We start from the raw sequence: 16,442 nt of genomic DNA on the forward strand, positions 1-16,442 counted from the left end.
CGTGCACAGGAGAGGGAGAGCAATGTCTGGACGCCTGGAGGGCAAGGTCGCGGTCGTCACCGGGGGGTGCTCGGGCATCGGCCTGGCCACCGTGAACCGGTTCGTCGAGGAGGGCGCGAAGGTCGTGATCGGCGACATCGACGACCAGCGCGGCCACGAGCTCGTGGGCCAACTGGGCGGCGAGCAGTTCGCGACGTACGTCCACGTCGACGTCACCGACAAGGAGCAGGTCGACGCGCTCTTCCAGACCGCCAAGGACACCTACGGCTCGGTCGACGTGGCGTTCAACAACGCCGGGATCTCCCCGCCCGAGGACGACTCGATCCTGGACACCGACCTCGACGCGTGGCGCCGCGTGCAGGAGGTCAACCTGACCAGCGTCTACCTGTGCTGCAAGGCCGCGCTCGGGCACATGCGCGAGCAGAGGTCCGGGTCGATCATCAACACCGCGTCGTTCGTCGCGGTGATGGGTGCGGCGACCAGCCAGATCTCCTACTCCGCGTCCAAGGGCGGCGTGCTGTCGATGAGCCGCGAGCTCGGCGTGCAGTTCGCCCGGGAGGGCATCCGGGTCAACGCGCTGTGCCCGGGGCCGGTGAACACGCCCCTGCTCAAGGAGCTGTTCGCCAGCGACGCCGAGCGAGCGGCCCGCCGGCTGGTGCACGTCCCGATGGGTCGCTTCGGCGAGCCCGAGGAGATGGCCAACGCCGTGCTGTTCCTGGCCTCCGACGAGTCCAGCTTCATGACGGCGAGCACGTTCCTGGTCGACGGCGGCATCTCGGGCGCCTACGTGACCCCGCTCTGAGGCCGGTGCCATGAAGCCGCTGATCGGGCTGACCAGCTATCGCGAGCACGCCCAGTGGGGCGTGTGGAAGCAGGGCGCCGACCTGCTGCCCGCGGTCTACTCCGACGCGATCGTGCGCGCGGGCGGCGTACCGGTGCTGCTGCCCCCGGCCACCGACGACCCGGAGGCGGCCGCCGCGGTGGTGGAGCGCCTCGACGGCCTCGTGGTCAGCGGCGGCGCCGACGTCGACCCCGCGCAGTACGGCGAGCAGCCCCAGGAGCGCACCGTCGTGATCCGCCCCGACCGCGACGCGTGGGAGCTCGCGCTGCTCACCTCGGCCGCCGCGGCCAACCTGCCCACCCTGGGTGTGTGCCGCGGCATGCAGCTGCTGGCCGTCGCCGCGGGCGGCACCCTCGAGCAGCACACCCCCGACGTGGTCGGCCACACCGGCCACAACCCCGAGCCCGGCGTCTTCGGCGACATCGAGGTGAGCACCGCGGACGACTCCCTGGTGCGCTCGATCCTCGGCGAGGGCGTCACCGTGCACTGCCACCACCACCAGTCCGTGCGCTCCCACCCCGGCTACGTGGCCACCGCCCACGCCGCCGACGGCTCCCTGGAGGCCCTGGAGACCCCCCGCGCCACCGGCGAGGGCAGGTTCTGCCTCGGCGTGCAGTGGCACCCCGAGATGGGCCGCGACCAACGGCTCTTCGACGCGCTGGTCCGGGCGGCTGGCGGGTAGGTCGGGCCCGCACCACCGACCCCCGCCAACCCACCGCTCACGCGATGACCTCGGCGACCAGGGGCACGCCGGGGCGGTAGGCGAGGTGGAGGTACGACGGGGCGTCGAGCAGGGTCAGGTGGGCGCGCTTGCCGGGGGCGAGGACGCCGATGTCGTCGCGGGCCAGGGCTCGGGCGCCGCCGGCGGTGGCCGACCAGAGCGCCTCCGCCGGGGTCATCCGCAGCTCGCGGACGGCCAGGGCGATGCACAGTGGCATCGAGGTGGTGTAGCTGGAGCCGGGGTTGCAATCGGTGGCCAGTGCGACGACCGCGCCGGCGTCGAGCAGGCGGCGGGCGTCGGGGTACGGCGACCGGGTGCTGAACTCCGCTCCCGGCAGCAGGGTGGCCACCGTGCCGGAGTCGGTCAGGGCCGCCACGTCGGCGTCGACGAGGTGGGTGCAGTGGTCCACCGCGGCGAGGCCGAGCTCGCACGCGAGGCGTACGCCGGGGCCCGGGCCGAGCTGGTTGGCGTGCAGCCGGCCACCCAGCCCGTGCGCCGCTCCGGCCGACAGCACGGCGCGGGCCTGGTCCTCGTCGAAGGCCCCGCGCTCGCAGAACACGTCAATCCAGCGGGCGTACGGCGCAGCGGCCTCGAGCATCCGCCCGGTGACCAGCTCGACGTAGCCCGCGGGATCCTCGGCGTACTCGGGGGCCACCACGTGCGCGCCGAGGAACGTGGTCTCCGCGGTGAACTCAGCGGCGAGCGCCAGGCTCCTCGCCTCGTCGAGGACGGTGAGCCCGTACCCGCTCTTGATCTCCACCGTGGTCGTGCCCTGGCGGCGCATCTCGGCGACCAGTCGGGCCACCCCGGCCCGCAGCTGCTCGTCGCTGGCGGCGCGCGTGGCCGCCACGGTGGTGGCGATGCCTCCGGCGGTGTAGGCCTCCCCCGCCATCCGCGCCGCGAACTCGGCCCCGCGGTCGCCGGCGAAGACCAGGTGGGAGTGGGAGTCGACGAACCCGGGGACGACCGCGAGCCCGCCGAGGTCGCGGGCGTCGTCGGCCTCCGGCGCGCGCAGCCGCGGCCCGACCCAGGCGACCCGGCGACCCTCGAGCACGACGGCGGCGTCGTGGACGAGCCCGAGGGGGGTTCCGTCGTGGGTGGGGTCGTTGGTGACGAGCTCGGCGATTCCCGTCAGCAGCAGCGAGGTCATGAGGGCATGCTCCCCCCATGGAGTTCCAAGACGTCGTACGCCGCCGCCGGATGGTCCGCAACTACACCGACGAGCCGGTCGATCCCGCGATCGTGGACCGCGCGCTGTCCAACGCCACCCGGGCGCCGAGCGCCGGCTTCAGCCAGGGCTGGGGCTTCCTGGTGCTCGACACCCCCGAGGACGTACGGCGCTACTGGACCACCACCGCCGACACGGTGGCTGACCCCGACGAGTGGCTCGCGGGGATGATGCGCGCCCCGGTCGTGGTGGTGCCGTGCTCGAGCAAGGCGGCCTACCTGGGCCGCTACGCCGAGCCGGACAAGGGCTGGACCGACCAGGAGGAGGCCCGCTGGCCGGTCCCGTTCTGGCACATGGACGCCGCGATGGCCTCCCTGCTCATCCTGCAGACCGCGGTCGATGCCGGGATCGGCGGCTGCTTCTTCGGCGTCCCGCCCGGCAGGGCGCCGGCCCTGCGGGAGGAGTTCGGCATCCCCGCGGAGTTCGACCCGATCGGGGCGATCACGCTCGGGCACCCCGCCCCGCGTCCCGGAGCGGCCGGTTCGCCGAGCCGCAGGCGCCGCAAGCCCGCCGAGGAGGTCGTCCACCGCGGCGGCTGGGGACGCACCGGAGACTGACACGCGGTGAACCCTTCCGGACCCGCCTGAGTCGCGCCGGTACCGAAAGAGACCGATGGGTCTCGAAATCCCCCGGCGAATCGCGGTTTGGACAGGATTATCAGCGGGTAGACCTTGCGGGTCACGAGGGAATGTCAATCGAAGGGAGACAGGACATGGTTGTCCTGGGACTGATTCTGCTGATCATCGGCTTGGTGGCGGGCATCTCGATCCTCACCACGATCGGAGCGATCCTGCTCGTCGTGGGGCTGATCCTGAACCTGGTTCCGATCGGCGGTACCCGCCGCAGAGTCTTCTAGCCGACGGGCTGGAGACACCAGAGCCGCAAACGAGAGCCCCGGGACCGAACTGGTCCCGGGGCTCTCGGCGTGCTCCGGCCGCCACCACCCGCCAGGGTCACCGGCTGGCGGCTCGCTGGTACTGCCGGATCGCGAGCGGCGCGAACACCACGATGATGATCACCACCCAGATCAGGGTGTAGGCCACCGGGTGCACCAGGGGCCACGGGCCGTCCGGGGCGGTGCCGGGCACCGTGTTGCCGAACAGCTCCCGCGCCGCCTGGGTCACCGTGGAGACCGGGTTCCACTCCGCGAAGGTCTTCAGCGGACCCGGGAGGTTGTTGATCGAGACGAACGTGTTCGCGATGAACGTGACCGGGAAGATCACGATGAACGAGGCGTTGTTGACCACCTCGGGGCTCCGGACGAGCAGGCCGACGTAGGCCATCACCCAGGAGATCGCGTAGGCGAACGCCAGCAGCACCAGGAACCCCGCGGCCGCCTCCAGCACCGAGGAGCGGATCCGCCAGCCCACGAGGAGCCCGGTCACCGCCATCACCAGCAGGCTGAGCACGTTGATGCCGACGTCGGAGATGGTGCGGCCGAGCACCACCGACCCCGGCGACATCGGCAGTGAGCGGAACCGGTCGACGATGCCCTTCTGCAGGTCCTCGGCCAGGCTGTAGCCGGTGAAGGTCGACCCGAACACCACCGTCTGGGCGAAGATGCCCGCGATCAGGAACTCCCGGTAGTTCACCCCCGTGTCCTGGGAGCCGATCGCGCTGCCGAAGACGTAGGCGAACAGCAGCACGAACATGATCGGCGAGAGCAGCGTGAACACCAGCAGGTCGGGGACCCGCAGGATCTTCTTCAGGTTGCGCCGGGTGATGGTGACCGTGTCGGTCACGGCGTCGGACAGCATCGTGCTCATCAGGGCCTCCCTGCCGCGAGATCGGCCTCGACCGACTCGTCCTCGGTGGATCGCGCCTCCTCGGCGCCGTGCCCGGTCAGCTGCAGGAACACGTCGTCCAGGGTGGGACGGCGCAGGCCCACGTCGGTCACCTCGATCCCGGCCCGGTCCAGTCGCCCCAGGAACTCCACCAGGTCACGCGCACCCCCCGCGACCGGGATGGTGAGCCGCCGCTCCCGCTCGTCGACCTGCGGCGGCCCGAGACCGATGCCCCTCCCCTCTGCGCGCGCCCGGTCGAGCTGGCCGGCGTCCGGCACCCGGATCTCGATGCGCTCACCGCCCACCTGCGACTTGAGCTCGTCGGCCGACCCCAGCGCGATCACCGTGCCGCGGTCGATCACCGCGATCCGGTCCGCGAGCCGGTCGGCCTCCTCGAGGTACTGGGTGGTCAGCAGCAGGGTGGTGCCGCCCCGGACCAGGTCCTCGATCACGTCCCACATCCCCGCGCGCCCACGCGGGTCGAGGCCGGTGGTGGGCTCGTCGAGGAACAGCACGGGCGGCTCGGCGACCAGGGCGCCCGCGAGGTCCAGGCGCCGGCGCATGCCGCCGGACCAGCCCTTCACCTGCCGGTCGGCGGCCTCGGTCAGGTCGAACCGCTCGAGCAGTTCGCGCGCCCGCTTCCTGCTCGCCGAGGCGCCGAGGTGGTAGAGCCGCCCCACCATGTCGAGGTTCTCGAACCCGGTGAGGTGCTCGTCGACCGCGGCGTACTGCCCGGAGACGCCGATGCGCGAGCGCAGCTCGCGGGCGTCCCGCACCACGTCGAGGCCGAGGACCTCGGCGGTGCCCGAGTCGGCCTTGATCAGGGTGGTCAGCACCCGGACCGTGGTGGTCTTGCCGGCGCCGTTGGGCCCGAGCAGCCCCATCACCGTCCCGGACTGGACCTCCAGGTCAAGACCGTCGAGGGCCGTGACCGACCCGTAGTGCTTGTTCAGGCCCGTGGCCCGGATCGCGAGGCCTGCGGCTGAGCTGCCCATTCTGGTGTCTCCTCACTGCTGGCGGTGGCGGGGTGATCTGGGTCACACCCACCGCTCACCGACCTTAGCGAGGAGTACCGACAACCGAGTCCGGCCGAAGTCATCGGCGCCCGGCGGAGTCATCTAACGTTCCCCGGGTGGATCACACGCCCGAGGACGACGAGGTCGTCGAGAAGCTGCGCGCGCTCGTCCGGATCCCCACGGTCTCGCGGGCAGGCGAGTCCGACACCGACCCGGGGCCGTTCGAGGAGTTCATCGCGGTCCTCGCCGCGGAGTTCCCCCTGCTGCACGCCCGCCTGACCCTGCACCGCGTGCTTGAGCACTCACTGCTGTTCCACTGGGCGGGGCACTCCCCGGCCGACCCGGTGGTGCTGATGGCACACATCGACGTGGTCCCCGTCGACGAGTCGGCCCCCTGGCGGTATCCCCCGTTCGGCGCCGAGATCCACGACGGCGTCCTCTGGGGCCGCGGGACCCTGGACGACAAGGGGTCCCTGGTCGGGATCTGCGCAGCGGTGGAGCGCCTCCTGGCCGCGGGCTTCACCCCCGAGCGGGACGTGTGGCTCTCCTTCGGCGCCCGCGAGGAGGTCTCCGGTCCCGATGCCCCGGCAGCCGTCGAGGAGCTCCGCAGCCGTGGCGTGACGCCCTGGTTCGTGCTCGACGAGGGCGGTGCGATCGCCCACCAGGCCTTCCCCGGGGTGCAGCCGCCCCTCGGGGTGATCGGCGTGAGCGAGAAGGGCACCACCACCATCGAGCTGCGGGCCGAGGGGCGCGGCGGGCACTCCTCGACCCCCGCGCGCAACGGCCCGACCGCGAGGATCGCCCGGGCCGTCGTACGGCTGGAGAAGCGGCAGTTCGGGTCCTCGCTGCCGGAGCCGACCCTGGAGCTGTTCGCCCGGATCGCCCCGCACGCCCCGGCGGCGCTGCGGCCGCTGTTCGCCAACGCCCGGCGGGTGCAGCCGCTGCTGCGGCGCGCCCTGCTGGCCGCGGGCCCCGAGCCCGCCGCCCTGGTGCGTACGACGATGGCGGTCACCATGCTCTCGGGCTCGCCGGCGCACAACGTGATCGCCAGCACCGCCACGGCCGCGGTGAACCTGCGGATCCTCGTGGGCGACACCGTCGCCTCGGCCACCGAGCACGTCCGCCGGGCGATCGCGGACGACTCCATCTCCCTCGATCTCCTCGATGTCAACGAACCCAGCGCGGTCTCGCCGCACGACGACCCGGCGTTCGAGCTGATCGCGACCACGATCTCCGAGCAGTTCCCCGACGCGGTGCCCACGCCGTACGTGATGATGGCGGCCACCGACTCGCGCTACTTCACCGCGATCTGTGGGCGTGTCTACCGGTTCACCCCGTTCCGGATGACCAAGGCTCAGCGCGAGAGCATCCACAGCTTCGACGAGCACATCGCGGTGGAGGACTTCCTCGCCGGCGTCCGCTGGTACGCCCGGCTGATCGAGAGGCTGACGAGATGACCACCACCACCGCAGACGGGCCACGAGGAACCGGTCAGCGCCAGGGCGTGGTCCCGGGCCTTGCGAAGATCGTCGGCTTCCTGGTCTGCGTGGAGATCGCCAGCGGGATCCTGCAGGGCTACTACACGCCGATCTTCAGCGACATCGCCGACCACCTCTCCATCGCCGACGCCGACGTCAACTGGTTCGAGGCGGCCCAGCTGGTCGTCTCGGCGCTCGCCGTGCCCGTGCTGGCCAGGCTGGGCGACCTGATCGGGCACCGCCAGGTGCTGCTGATCACCACGGCGGTGACCGCGCTGGCCTCCTTCGCCCTGGCCTTCGCGCCGAACTTCTCGCTGTTCCTGGTCGCCTGGGCGATCCAGGGGTTCTACGTCGTCTGGCTGCCGCTGGAGGTGAGCATCATCCACCGGCGCACCGCCGGCACCGGCGCCCAGGCCCGACTGACCCGCCGGGCGGCGGGCTTCCTGGTCGCCGCGCTCGAGGCCGGGGTGATCCTGGGAGCGGTCACCAGCGGCCTGCTCGTCGAGGCCACCTCGATGACCTTCCTGCTCCTGGTGCCGGCGATCGCGGTCACGGCGTGCTTCGCGGTGATCTGGTACGGCGTGCCGGACACACCCCCCGTCTCGACCGGGCGCCTGGACGTCACAGGCTTCCTGCTGGTCACCCTGGCGCTGGGCCTGGTGATGGGCGGGCTGATCCTGGTGCGGCTGGAGGGACCCGGATCCCCGCTGCCCTGGCTGGTGCTGGCGGCCGGGCTGCTCGTCCTGTGGCCGTTCGCGCGCTACGAGCTGGGCGTCGAGGAGCCGCTGGTGGACGTCCGGCTGATGGCGAGCGCCGCCCAGTGGCCGGTCCAGCTGACCGCGTTCCTTTTCGGCATGTCCGTGCTGGGGGCGCAGATCCCGCTGTCCACCTTCGCCCGCACCGATCCCGACGAGGCCGGCTACGGCCTGGGGGCGTCGGCCGGGTTCGTCTCCACGCTGATCGCCGTCTACGTGCTCTCGATGGTGGTCGGCGCACTGCTGCTCCCCGTGGTCGCCCGGTACGTCGGCACCCGTCGCACCATGCTCGGCGCCTGCCTGCTGGTCGCGCTGGGCTACGGCCTGTTCCTGCCCCTGCACGACTCGACGGCCCAGACGCTGGCGAACATGGCGATCGCCGGGATCGGCTCGGGCGCGCTGGTCGCCGCGCTCCCGGCGGCCGCGGCAGCCGCGGCGCCCGCCGACCGGACCGGGTTCGTCACCGGGATGACCAACACCACCAAGACGATCGGCGGGGCGATCGCGTCCAGCATCTTCGCGATCGCGCTGGCCTCCACCGGCTCCATCGCCGACGTGGACGCCGGTCACGCCCCGCTCTCGGGCTACCTCACCGTGTGGGCGGTGTGCTCGGTCACCGCCCTGGTCGCGGCGGCCAGCCTGCTCGTCGTGCCCAAGGGCGCGTTCGCGGACTGAGCCATGACAGATCCCACCTGGCAGGTCCTGGTCCTCCTGGCGCTGGCGGCGCTGACCGCCGGCTTCGTCGACGCCGTGGTCGGCGGGGGCGGGCTGATCCAGCTCCCGGCCCTGCTGATCGGCCTGCCCGGCGCCTCCCCCGCGCAGATCCTCGCCACGAACAAGCTCGGGTCGATCTGCGGGACGAGCGTGAGCAGCCTGACCTACTACCGCCGGGTGCAGCCGGACCCGCGCACGTTCGCGCCGCTGATGCTGTTCGCCTTCCTCGGCTCGGTGGCGGGCGCGTTCGTGGCCAGCCACATCCCGAGGTCGGCGTTCGAGCCGATCGTGCTGGTGGCGCTCGTCCTGGTCGGCGCCTGGGTGGTGCTCAAGCCGTCGGTGGGACAGACGAGCCAGCTCCGGTTCGCCGGGCACCGGCACACGGCCGCGGCCATGGGCACCGGAGTCGCCGTGGGCTTCTACGACGGCGCCCTCGGGCCCGGGACGGGCAGCTTCTTCGTGATCGCGCTGGTGGGGCTGCTCGGCTACAGCTTCCTGGACGCCTCGGCGAAGGCCAGGATGGCCAACTGGGCGACCAACTTCGGCGCCCTGTGCGTCTTCGTCCCGCAGGGCGTCGTGCTCTGGAAGGTCGGCCTGGTGCTGGGGGCGAGCAACCTGGTCGGCGGCTACCTCGGCGCCCGGGTCGCGGTGGCCCGCGGGTCGGGCTTCGTCCGGGTCTTCTTCATCGTGGTGGTCTCCGGGTTCGTCGTACGCATCGGCGGCAACGTGCTCGGCCTGTGGGGCTGATCGGGGTTGCAGGGATTTGTAGGCTCGTGACGAGGTGATGCGCCATGCCGAGGACCCCGGACGGCAGGGGGAGGTCCCAGCCACAGCCGGACGCGCCCCCGCGGGAGCGGGCCCGGGACGCCCGCACCGGCTCCGACGCGGCCGCCGCGCGAGCCCAGCACCAGGCCCGCTGGGTGGAGCTACAGGTGCAGCGGGCCATCGACCGTGGCGAGTTCGACGACCTCCCGGGCAAGGGCAAGCCGCTCGGTGACCTCGGCGACCTCAGCGATCGCGACTGGTGGCTGCGCAAGCTGATCGAGCGCGAGCAGATCACCGGGGTCCTCCCCGCCGCGCTGCAGCTGCGCAAGGAGGACGCCGAGCTCGACGCGCGGCTGGACCGCGAGACCAGCGAGAAGCTGGTCCGGGAGCACCTCGAGGACTTCAACCGCCGGGTGGTCGAGGCGCGCCGCCAGCTCCAGGGCGGTCCGCCGGTCGTCACGCCCACCCGCGAGGTGGAGGCAGAGGTGCAACGCTGGCAGGAGCGGCTCCGCGCGCAGCGTCAGCAGGCGGCGTCGTCCGCCGCCGCGACCGAGCAGCGTGCCCCCTGGTTCGCCAGGAGACGACGCCACAGGAACCGGGAATGAGCCGTCCCACTCGGGTGCCGCCCGTGCTGGCGGTGCTCGGGGTCCTCGGCGTGCTGCTCGTCCTGCTGGTCACGGCCGCCGGCCGGTCGTGGTGGCCCTTCTCCGATGACGGGAGCGACCGGTCCACGAGCACCCCCGCGACCGCCCCGGCCACGCCTGCTCCCATCGCTGCTTCCGCGTCCCCGACCGCACCCGCTCCCGCGCCCCGGTGCCCGGCCGCGCCCGACCGACCGTTCGCCCCGACATCGATCTCCGTGGCCGGGGTCCCCGGACGACTCGACGTGATCGCACCGCCCCGCGACGCCAACGGGATCCCGGGCGTGCCGCCCCTCTCGGGCGGGGGGAAGAACGTCTTCGCCTACGACCGCGAGCAGGGAGTCGCCCCCGGCGCGGATCAGGGCAACGTGCTCCTGAACGCGCACACCTGGCCCGACGGAACCGCCCTGGGCAACGCCCTCCTCCGTACACTGGACCGCGGTGACCGGATCGTCGTACGCGGGTCCTCGGCGAAGCTCTGCTACCGGGTGACCGAGAAGGTGGAGGTCGCCGCGGCACAGGGTCTGCCGAGGTACTACGCGACCACGGGTCGTCCACAGCTCGCCATCGTGGTGTGCTCCGGACGTCGCCTCGGGCCCGGCAACTGGGAGAACCGCACGATCTGGTTCGCGTCGCCGACCGTGTGAGGGCGCTTGACCGGGGTGGCTCGTCCCCGAGCCGCACGTCGTACCGCATGGCACGATGACCCCACGACCGAGGCGCCCGGGAAGGTTGACCATGCGCAGGAACGTGTTGCTGGTACTGCTGCTCGTCATCGCCCTCGTCGGCGTCGGCTGCGACGCCCCCTTGGAGCCGGAGTCCCGCAAGCGCGCCGAGAGCACCCCCACCGCGACCCCCTCGACCCCGTCGACTCCCTCGACGCCGGCAGCGCCCTCGACCTCCCCGTCAGGTGGGGCCGCGCCGCAGGGCACCCCGGCCCCCCAGCAACCGCCGTCGATCGAGGCCCCCGAGGTGCCGAGGGTCACCGAGGTGCCCCGCGACCCCGGGCCGATCCTGGGCGCCGACATCAGCTGGCCGCAGTGCCCCAAGGGGATGGGCATCCCGAAGAAGCGTGGCCAGGGCTCACCGATGCCGCTCCCCGAGGCCCGCTACGTGATCATCGGCCTCACCAACGGCCCGGCGTTCTACCCCAACCCCTGCCTGGCCAGCCAGACCGAGTGGGTCAAGAGCCGGGGACTGATGGCGGCGGCGTACTCGGTGCTCAGCTATCCCGAGAAGCGTCACTTCGAGGCCTACAAGGACAAGGGGCCCTACGACGGCAGCACCAAGCTGGGAGCGTTGAGCAACGTCGGCTACCAGCAGGCGAAGTTCAACCTCGCCACGATGCGCGCCGCCGGACTGGAGTCGCCCATCGTGTGGCTCGACGTCGAGCCGGTGCCGGAGTTCGACTGGCCGAAGGACCCCACGGCCAACTCCGCCGTCGTGCGCGGCGCCGCACGCGGCTACACCGACTCCGGCTTCAAGATCGGCACCTACTCCACCCAGTCACTGTGGTCCGGGGTCGTGGGCGACCTCGAGCTCGGCATCCCCGAGTGGCGTGCCGCGGGCCAAACCTCCGGAGCCGAGGCGCTGGAGCGGTGCAAGCCCGACCGGATGTTCCAGGGCGGCAAGGCCGTGCTGAGCCAGTGGGTCGAGGACGAGCGCGACCAGAACTACACCTGCCCCGGGACCTCGAACCAGATGGGCCGCTGGTTCCACCAGTACTGAGGACCCGGCGGGCGGTCAGCCCAGCCGGTTGCCGTAGCTCGGGAGCCGGAAGGCACGCTCGTAGTTGCCGCCGACGAAGTCGGTGCTGCGGTTCCCGACGTTGGCGATGATCGTGTAGCCGGCCGCGGCGTACTGCTGCCGGCACCGCTGCTTGCTCGCGACGACGCTCTCGCCCGTACGCCGCCCGCACATCCCCGCCACCGGGTAGCCCGCCGCCCGCAGCCAGGCCCGCGGCTTGGCCAGTGCACTCTGCTTGCGGCCGGTGTTGAACAGCACCGCGACCCCGCGCCGGTTCGCGAACTTCGCGAACCGGAGCACCACGGGGACCGCCTTGCGGGACCGGTAGTAGGTGGCCAGGCTGGTGTTGTCGATGTCGAGGTTCACCGCGAGCCGGGTGCCACTGCGACGCTTCTCGACCCGCCGCTCGACGAAGGCGCGCGAGCCGTACATCGCGGACCGGGTGTCCTTGAGCCACTTCTTCTTCCCGGGCGGTCCGGCCTGGGCGGGAGCGACCAGCACGGACATCACCAGGACCGCAGCCAGCAGGCCCACGGTGAGAGTCTTTCGGATCACGGGGAACGCTCCATCTCGCTCGGGGCGAGCGTCTGGCCGACGCCCGGTCGTCGGCACCATCCTGCGCCATGACGGCCCCGAGCACGAGGTCCTGAGCCCGCTCCCGCCGACCGCGGGCGGCTGCGGCGGGGTCATAGTGGGCCACATGCCCATCGGGACCAGCCGCCGGTGGGCGATGCTCGCAGCCAGCGTCGCCGCGCAGGGCACCGCCTCGGTGGCCATCAACGGGCCCGCGTTCCTGATCCCCACCCTGCAGGAGGAGCGGGGCCTGTCCCTGGCCCAGGCCGGGACCGTGGCCGCGATGCCGATCCTGGGGGTGATGTTCGCCCTGTTCGGGTGGGGCCTGCTCGTGGACCGCATCGGCGAGCGCCGGGTGCTGCTCTCGGGCCTCGGGGCCACCGCCGTGTTCGGAGCGCTGGCCGCCCTGGTCGAGGGCACGCTGCCGCTGATGCTCGTGCTGTTCGCGGTCGGCACGGCCGCAGCGAGCACCGGGTCCGCGAGCGGCCGCATCGTCGTCGGCTGGTTCCCGCCGCACCGCCGCGGGCTGGCGATGGGGATCCGGCAGATGGCCCAGCCCCTCGGGGTGGCCGTCGCCGCCGCGACGATGGCCGTCACCGCCGCGCACGTGAGCCTGCAGGCCGCGCTGTGGATCCCGGTCATCGCCGTCACGGTCGCCTTCGTCGCGGTCGCGGCGATCGTGCTCGACCCGCCACGGCCGGCGGCCACCGCGGCGCTGACCGCCAACCCCTACCGCGCCGACGGGTTCCTGCTCCGGATCCACGGCGTCTCGGTGCTGCTGGTGGTCCCCCAGTTCCTGGTGTGGACGTTCTCGCTGACCTGGCTGGTGCAGGAGCGGGGGTGGTCGGCGGCCGCTGCGGGCACCCTGGTCGCGTGCACGCACCTGGCCGGGGCCCTCGGCAGGATCGCGGTCGGCCAGCTCTCCGACCTCGTCGGGTCCCGGGTGCGCCCGCTGCGCTGGGTGACGATCGCCGCCGCTGGCACGATGCTGCTCCTCGCGCTCACCGAGCCGCTCGGGGTGGCCGTGGCGCTGCTCGTGGTGGCCTCCACCGTGACGGTCGCGGACAACGGCCTGGCGTTCACCGGCGTCGCGGAGCGGGCGGGCTCCTACTGGTCCGGGCGGGCGCTCGGCGTACAGAACACGGCGCAGTACCTCGCGGCCGCAGCCGTCGCCCCCGTGGCAGGGCTGGCGATCAGCGAGTGGGGGTACGCCGCGACCTTCGGCCTCTCCGCGCTGTTCCCCGCCCTCGCCTGCGCCTTCGTCCCCGCGCACGACCAGCGCAGTCCCGAGGAGCCCCTTGCCGGCACCGGGAACGCGTGACGGATCGCCGCCTGGGTCGTTGCTCTGCTGACCCCAGAGCAAAGGACTCCCATGCGTCGTCTCCTCCCCCGCGCGAGCCGCACCCCCTCCGGCGCTGGGCGCCGCCTGGCCGTCGCAGCAGTGCTCTCCGTCGGCGCCGTCGTCGTGACTTTCGTGATCCCCACCGGCGACCTCCCCGGCTCCACCCCGAAGCAGCCGGACGGCTACAAGCAGGCGTACGCCGCTGAGGTGAAGACGAAGACCGCAGCCGCCCAGGGATCCGACACGGTGTACGCCGCCGACGGCTCCCACCTGCACCCCGACGGCGTCAGCGACGGTCACGACCACGACCACAACGACCCGAAGACCAAGAACGCCATCTCCCGCACCCCCGCGACCAAGGAGACCGCCGACCCGACCACGCCCACCCAGGCCAAGAGCGCTGCGCAGTCCGCCGCGGCGCAGCGCAAGCAGGTGGAGCCGCCGTTGTCGAACGTGCCCGTGAGCGCCCCCCAGGGCAGCTCGCCCACGGACCGCTACAACATGTTCAACGCCTGCTACGGCGTGCAGTCGGTGCCCACCGGCCGCTGGCTGGCCGGCAGCAAGCTGCCCGCGTTCAGCGCCGCCTCGCTCGCGGCGGCCGAACCCTTCTACTTCAAGCCGACCACCCTGGGCAGCTACCTGCTCTACGGCCGGGCCAAGACCTACCTCAACGGACTGCTCCCGCTCGCGACCTACGCCCCCAAGCCCGGCCCCAGCAGCGACTGGGTGGTCACCATGCCGACCAAGGGACAGTTCAAGTTCGCGATCGGCAAGCGGTTCCTGACCGACAAGGCCGGGAAGGCCACGCTGACCAGCACCGGCACGACGTTCCGGCTCCAGCGCCGCAGCGGGTGCGCGGAGTTCCCCGAGATCGCCACCAACGTCACCGGCAACCCCTTCTCCGGGGTCAGCAGCACCCAGGAGGTGCGCGGGTTCATCGACGCGCACACCCACGGGATGGCCTTCGAGTTCCTCGGCGGACAGGTGCACTGCGGACGGCCCTGGTCGCCGTACGGCGTGACGACCGCCCTGCGCGACTGCCCCGACCACGAGCTCACCGGCGGGTACGGCGCCCTCGCCGAGGCCCTCCTGTCCGGCAACCTGACCCACGACCCGGTGGCGTGGCCCACGTTCAAGGACTGGCCGGCCCCGGAGTCCCTCACCCACGAGGGCACCTACTACAAGTGGATGGAGCGCTCCTGGCGCGCCGGCCAGCGGATCCTGGTCAACCTGCTGGTGGAGAACAACCAGCTGTGCCAGATCTACCCGTTGAAGCGGAACTCCTGCAACGACATGGACTCGATCCGGCTGCAGGCCAAGCAGATGCACGCGCTCGAGCGCTACGTCGACGCCCAGCACGGCGGACCGGGCAAGGGCTGGTACCGCATCGTCACCACGCCCGACGAGGCCCGCCGGGTCATCAACGCCGGCAAGCTCGCGGTGGTGATGGGCATCGAGACCTCGGTGCCGTTCGACTGCACCCAGAAGCTCGGCGTGCCCGACCTGCGCTGCTCCAAGGCGTCCATCGACCGCCAGCTCGACGAGGTCCGCAAGCTCGGGGTCTCCCAGATGGAGTTGGTGAACAAGTTCGACAACGCGCTCTCCGGCGTCGCCGGGGACACCGGAGCCACCGGCTACCTGGTGAACGCGGCCAACCTGCTCGAGACCGGCTCCGCCTGGCGGATGCAGACCTGCAAGCCCAACGACCCCGAGGTCCACGACCGCGAGCAGGGCCTGGCCCTGCCGATCGACTCCAACGACATCCCCGCGCAGGACGCCCTGTTCGGCGCGATCGCGAAGGTCTCCGGGGTCAGCCTGCCCTCGCTGCCGATCTACCCCGCTCCGCAGCACTGCAACGCGATGGGGCTGACCGAGCTGGGCAAGCACACGATCCGCGGCCTGGCCAAGCGGAACATGCTCTTCGACCCCGACCACATGAGCGTGAAGGCCCGCAAGGCCTCCCTCGACCTGATCGAGTCGATGAACTACAGCGGCGTACTGTCCAGCCACTCCTGGTCGACCCCGGACGCCTACCCGCGGATCTACAAGAGCAAGGGCTTCATCACGCCGTACGCCGGGGACAGCAAGGGCTTCGTGGAGAAGTGGCGCAAGCATCTGACCTGGGCCGACCCGAGCACCTACTGGGGCTTCGGCTTCGGCGCCGACATCAACGGCCTCGGCGCCCAGGGCGACCCGCGGCCCGACGCCGCCGCCAACCCGGTGAAGTACCCCTTCACCACGCTGGGCGGGGTCAAGGTCGACAAGCAGACCAGCGGCCAGCGCGTCTACGACATCAACAAGGACGGCGTGGCGCACTACGGGCTCTACCCGGACTGGATCCAGGACCTGAAGGTGCAGGCCGGTGACGACATCGTCAAGGACATGGCCCGCGGCTCCGAGGCCTACCTGCAGACGTGGGAGCGCGCCTACGGGATCAAGCCCAACGCCTGCTCCAACCCAGCCTCGAAGCTCTCCTTCGCCACGTTCCGCTCGCGGGTCAAGGCCGGGATGACCTCCTGGGCGACCCTGAAGGCCGTGGGCCAGCCGGACCGCCGGCTGGGCAACAGCTTCAGCTACTGCGCCACCGACGGCGCGCTGCGCGTCGAGCTCGACGGAGCCGGTCGCGTGAGCCGGATCGTCCGGGCCTGATCGGGGGCCGGATCCGGTTCTGAACCGGGCTGTCGGCGGCCCGGGACCCGGGCCGTCGACGGGTCCGCAGACACGCCGTGCACGGCTACCGAGGCCGGGACCGACGACGTGTTACCGGAGGGTAGCCTTTGCGTGTCGATGCGGCCTGCCCCGACCCCGGGGCGGCCAGTAGTCTCGACGCCGATACCA

The 16,442-nt window shown here is 72.0% G+C and carries 16 protein-coding genes; 12 read left to right on the forward strand and 4 right to left on the reverse strand.

Features of this window, described 5'->3' with window-relative positions:
* The first annotated feature begins 22 nt into the window (after window positions 1-22).
* Window positions 23-802, forward strand: coding sequence for a 3-oxoacyl-ACP reductase (locus tag AC4BGC_RS16190; RefSeq protein WP_490547412.1), 780 nt, complete (start codon window positions 23-25; stop codon window positions 800-802).
* Between the two features lie 10 nt (window positions 803-812).
* Entirely contained in the window at window positions 813-1,523 is a 711-nt protein-coding gene (locus tag AC4BGC_RS16195; protein WP_490547411.1) for a gamma-glutamyl-gamma-aminobutyrate hydrolase family protein, read from the forward strand.
* Between the two features lie 37 nt (window positions 1,524-1,560).
* Here AC4BGC_RS16195 and hutI read toward each other — a convergent pair whose 3' ends face one another.
* Entirely contained in the window at window positions 1,561-2,712 is a 1,152-nt protein-coding gene (gene hutI / locus AC4BGC_RS16200) for an imidazolonepropionase (RefSeq protein WP_490556620.1), read from the reverse strand.
* Window positions 2,713-2,729: 17 nt separating this feature from the next.
* Between hutI and AC4BGC_RS16205 the strand changes: the two genes are divergently transcribed.
* Both AC4BGC_RS16205 and AC4BGC_RS16210 read left to right on the forward strand, forming a co-directional pair.
* Window positions 2,730-3,347, forward strand: a complete 618-nt coding sequence (locus tag AC4BGC_RS16205) for a nitroreductase family protein (protein WP_490547409.1) — start codon at window positions 2,730-2,732, stop codon at window positions 3,345-3,347.
* 155 nt (window positions 3,348-3,502) lie between these two features.
* Window positions 3,503-3,646: a hypothetical protein gene (locus AC4BGC_RS16210; RefSeq protein WP_490547408.1), complete on the forward strand. Its 144-nt coding sequence runs from the start codon at window positions 3,503-3,505 to the stop codon at window positions 3,644-3,646.
* 97 nt (window positions 3,647-3,743) lie between these two features.
* On the opposite strand, the gene AC4BGC_RS16215 is transcribed toward AC4BGC_RS16210, so the two are convergent.
* Window positions 3,744-4,556 carry an ABC transporter permease gene (locus AC4BGC_RS16215; protein ID WP_490547407.1) on the reverse strand — a complete coding sequence of 271 codons (813 nt, stop codon included), beginning with the start codon at window positions 4,554-4,556 and terminating at the stop codon, window positions 3,744-3,746.
* Window positions 4,556-5,569: an ATP-binding cassette domain-containing protein gene (locus tag AC4BGC_RS16220; RefSeq protein WP_490556621.1), complete on the reverse strand. Its 1,014-nt coding sequence runs from the start codon at window positions 5,567-5,569 to the stop codon at window positions 4,556-4,558. The genes AC4BGC_RS16215 and AC4BGC_RS16220 overlap by 1 nt, the downstream gene beginning before the upstream one ends.
* Before the next feature lie 137 nt (window positions 5,570-5,706).
* Here AC4BGC_RS16220 and AC4BGC_RS16225 point away from each other — a divergent pair, with 137 nt between their 5' ends.
* The 6 genes from AC4BGC_RS16225 to AC4BGC_RS16250 all read left to right on the forward strand — a co-directional run bounded on the left by AC4BGC_RS16225 (window position 5,707) and on the right by AC4BGC_RS16250 (window position 11,671).
* Entirely contained in the window at window positions 5,707-7,047 is a 1,341-nt protein-coding gene (locus AC4BGC_RS16225; RefSeq protein ID WP_490556622.1) for a M20/M25/M40 family metallo-hydrolase, read from the forward strand.
* A complete protein-coding gene (locus AC4BGC_RS16230; protein WP_490556623.1) occupies window positions 7,044-8,498 on the forward strand; it encodes an MFS transporter in 1,455 nt (484 codons plus the stop codon). The genes AC4BGC_RS16225 and AC4BGC_RS16230 overlap by 4 nt, the downstream gene beginning before the upstream one ends.
* Before the next feature lie 3 nt (window positions 8,499-8,501).
* Window positions 8,502-9,284: a TSUP family transporter gene (locus tag AC4BGC_RS16235; RefSeq protein WP_490556624.1), complete on the forward strand. Its 783-nt coding sequence runs from the start codon at window positions 8,502-8,504 to the stop codon at window positions 9,282-9,284.
* A 44-nt stretch (window positions 9,285-9,328) separates the two neighbouring features.
* Window positions 9,329-9,907, forward strand: a complete 579-nt coding sequence (locus AC4BGC_RS16240; RefSeq protein ID WP_490556625.1) for a DnaJ family domain-containing protein — start codon at window positions 9,329-9,331, stop codon at window positions 9,905-9,907.
* Window positions 9,904-10,590, forward strand: a complete 687-nt coding sequence (locus AC4BGC_RS16245; RefSeq protein ID WP_490556626.1) for a class F sortase — start codon at window positions 9,904-9,906, stop codon at window positions 10,588-10,590. Before AC4BGC_RS16240 ends, AC4BGC_RS16245 begins: the two co-directional genes overlap by 4 nt.
* A 91-nt stretch (window positions 10,591-10,681) precedes the next feature.
* Window positions 10,682-11,671 (forward strand): hypothetical protein, encoded by a 990-nt coding sequence (locus AC4BGC_RS16250; protein WP_490547400.1) that lies wholly within the window; start codon window positions 10,682-10,684, stop codon window positions 11,669-11,671.
* Between the two features lie 15 nt (window positions 11,672-11,686).
* Here the strand turns inward: AC4BGC_RS16250 and AC4BGC_RS16255 are convergent, their stop codons facing one another.
* Window positions 11,687-12,244 carry an HAD family acid phosphatase gene (locus AC4BGC_RS16255; RefSeq protein WP_490556627.1) on the reverse strand — a complete coding sequence of 186 codons (558 nt, stop codon included), beginning with the start codon at window positions 12,242-12,244 and terminating at the stop codon, window positions 11,687-11,689.
* Window positions 12,245-12,389: 145 nt separating this feature from the next.
* Between AC4BGC_RS16255 and AC4BGC_RS16260 the strand changes: the two genes are divergently transcribed.
* Window positions 12,390-13,583 carry an MFS transporter gene (locus AC4BGC_RS16260; RefSeq protein WP_490556628.1) on the forward strand — a complete coding sequence of 398 codons (1,194 nt, stop codon included), beginning with the start codon at window positions 12,390-12,392 and terminating at the stop codon, window positions 13,581-13,583.
* 51 nt (window positions 13,584-13,634) lie between these two features.
* Window positions 13,635-16,253 carry a hypothetical protein gene (locus AC4BGC_RS16265; RefSeq protein ID WP_490556629.1) on the forward strand — a complete coding sequence of 873 codons (2,619 nt, stop codon included), beginning with the start codon at window positions 13,635-13,637 and terminating at the stop codon, window positions 16,251-16,253.
* The last annotated feature ends 189 nt before the right edge of the window (window positions 16,254-16,442 follow it).

This window comes from Nocardioides sp. Z38_18 (genome assembly GCF_058215695.1).

What these genes read in the sequence shown, in the direction of transcription:
- AC4BGC_RS16190 (WP_490547412.1), top strand. Translation starts at nt 23, where the DNA reads ATGTCTGGACGCCTGGAGGGCAAGGTCGCGGTCGTCACCGGGGGGTGC.
- AC4BGC_RS16195 (WP_490547411.1), top strand. Translation starts at nt 813, where the DNA reads ATGAAGCCGCTGATCGGGCTGACCAGCTATCGCGAGCACGCCCAGTGG.
- hutI (WP_490556620.1), bottom strand. Translation starts at nt 2,712, where the DNA reads ATGACCTCGCTGCTGCTGACGGGAATCGCCGAGCTCGTCACCAACGAC.
- AC4BGC_RS16205 (WP_490547409.1), top strand. Translation starts at nt 2,730, where the DNA reads ATGGAGTTCCAAGACGTCGTACGCCGCCGCCGGATGGTCCGCAACTAC.
- AC4BGC_RS16210 (WP_490547408.1), top strand. Translation starts at nt 3,503, where the DNA reads ATGGTTGTCCTGGGACTGATTCTGCTGATCATCGGCTTGGTGGCGGGC.
- AC4BGC_RS16215 (WP_490547407.1), bottom strand. Translation starts at nt 4,556, where the DNA reads ATGAGCACGATGCTGTCCGACGCCGTGACCGACACGGTCACCATCACC.
- AC4BGC_RS16220 (WP_490556621.1), bottom strand. Translation starts at nt 5,569, where the DNA reads ATGGGCAGCTCAGCCGCAGGCCTCGCGATCCGGGCCACGGGCCTGAAC.
- AC4BGC_RS16230 (WP_490556623.1), top strand. Translation starts at nt 7,044, where the DNA reads ATGACCACCACCACCGCAGACGGGCCACGAGGAACCGGTCAGCGCCAG.
- AC4BGC_RS16235 (WP_490556624.1), top strand. Translation starts at nt 8,502, where the DNA reads ATGACAGATCCCACCTGGCAGGTCCTGGTCCTCCTGGCGCTGGCGGCG.
- AC4BGC_RS16240 (WP_490556625.1), top strand. Translation starts at nt 9,329, where the DNA reads ATGCCGAGGACCCCGGACGGCAGGGGGAGGTCCCAGCCACAGCCGGAC.
- AC4BGC_RS16245 (WP_490556626.1), top strand. Translation starts at nt 9,904, where the DNA reads ATGAGCCGTCCCACTCGGGTGCCGCCCGTGCTGGCGGTGCTCGGGGTC.
- AC4BGC_RS16250 (WP_490547400.1), top strand. Translation starts at nt 10,682, where the DNA reads ATGCGCAGGAACGTGTTGCTGGTACTGCTGCTCGTCATCGCCCTCGTC.
- AC4BGC_RS16260 (WP_490556628.1), top strand. Translation starts at nt 12,390, where the DNA reads ATGCCCATCGGGACCAGCCGCCGGTGGGCGATGCTCGCAGCCAGCGTC.
- AC4BGC_RS16265 (WP_490556629.1), top strand. Translation starts at nt 13,635, where the DNA reads ATGCGTCGTCTCCTCCCCCGCGCGAGCCGCACCCCCTCCGGCGCTGGG.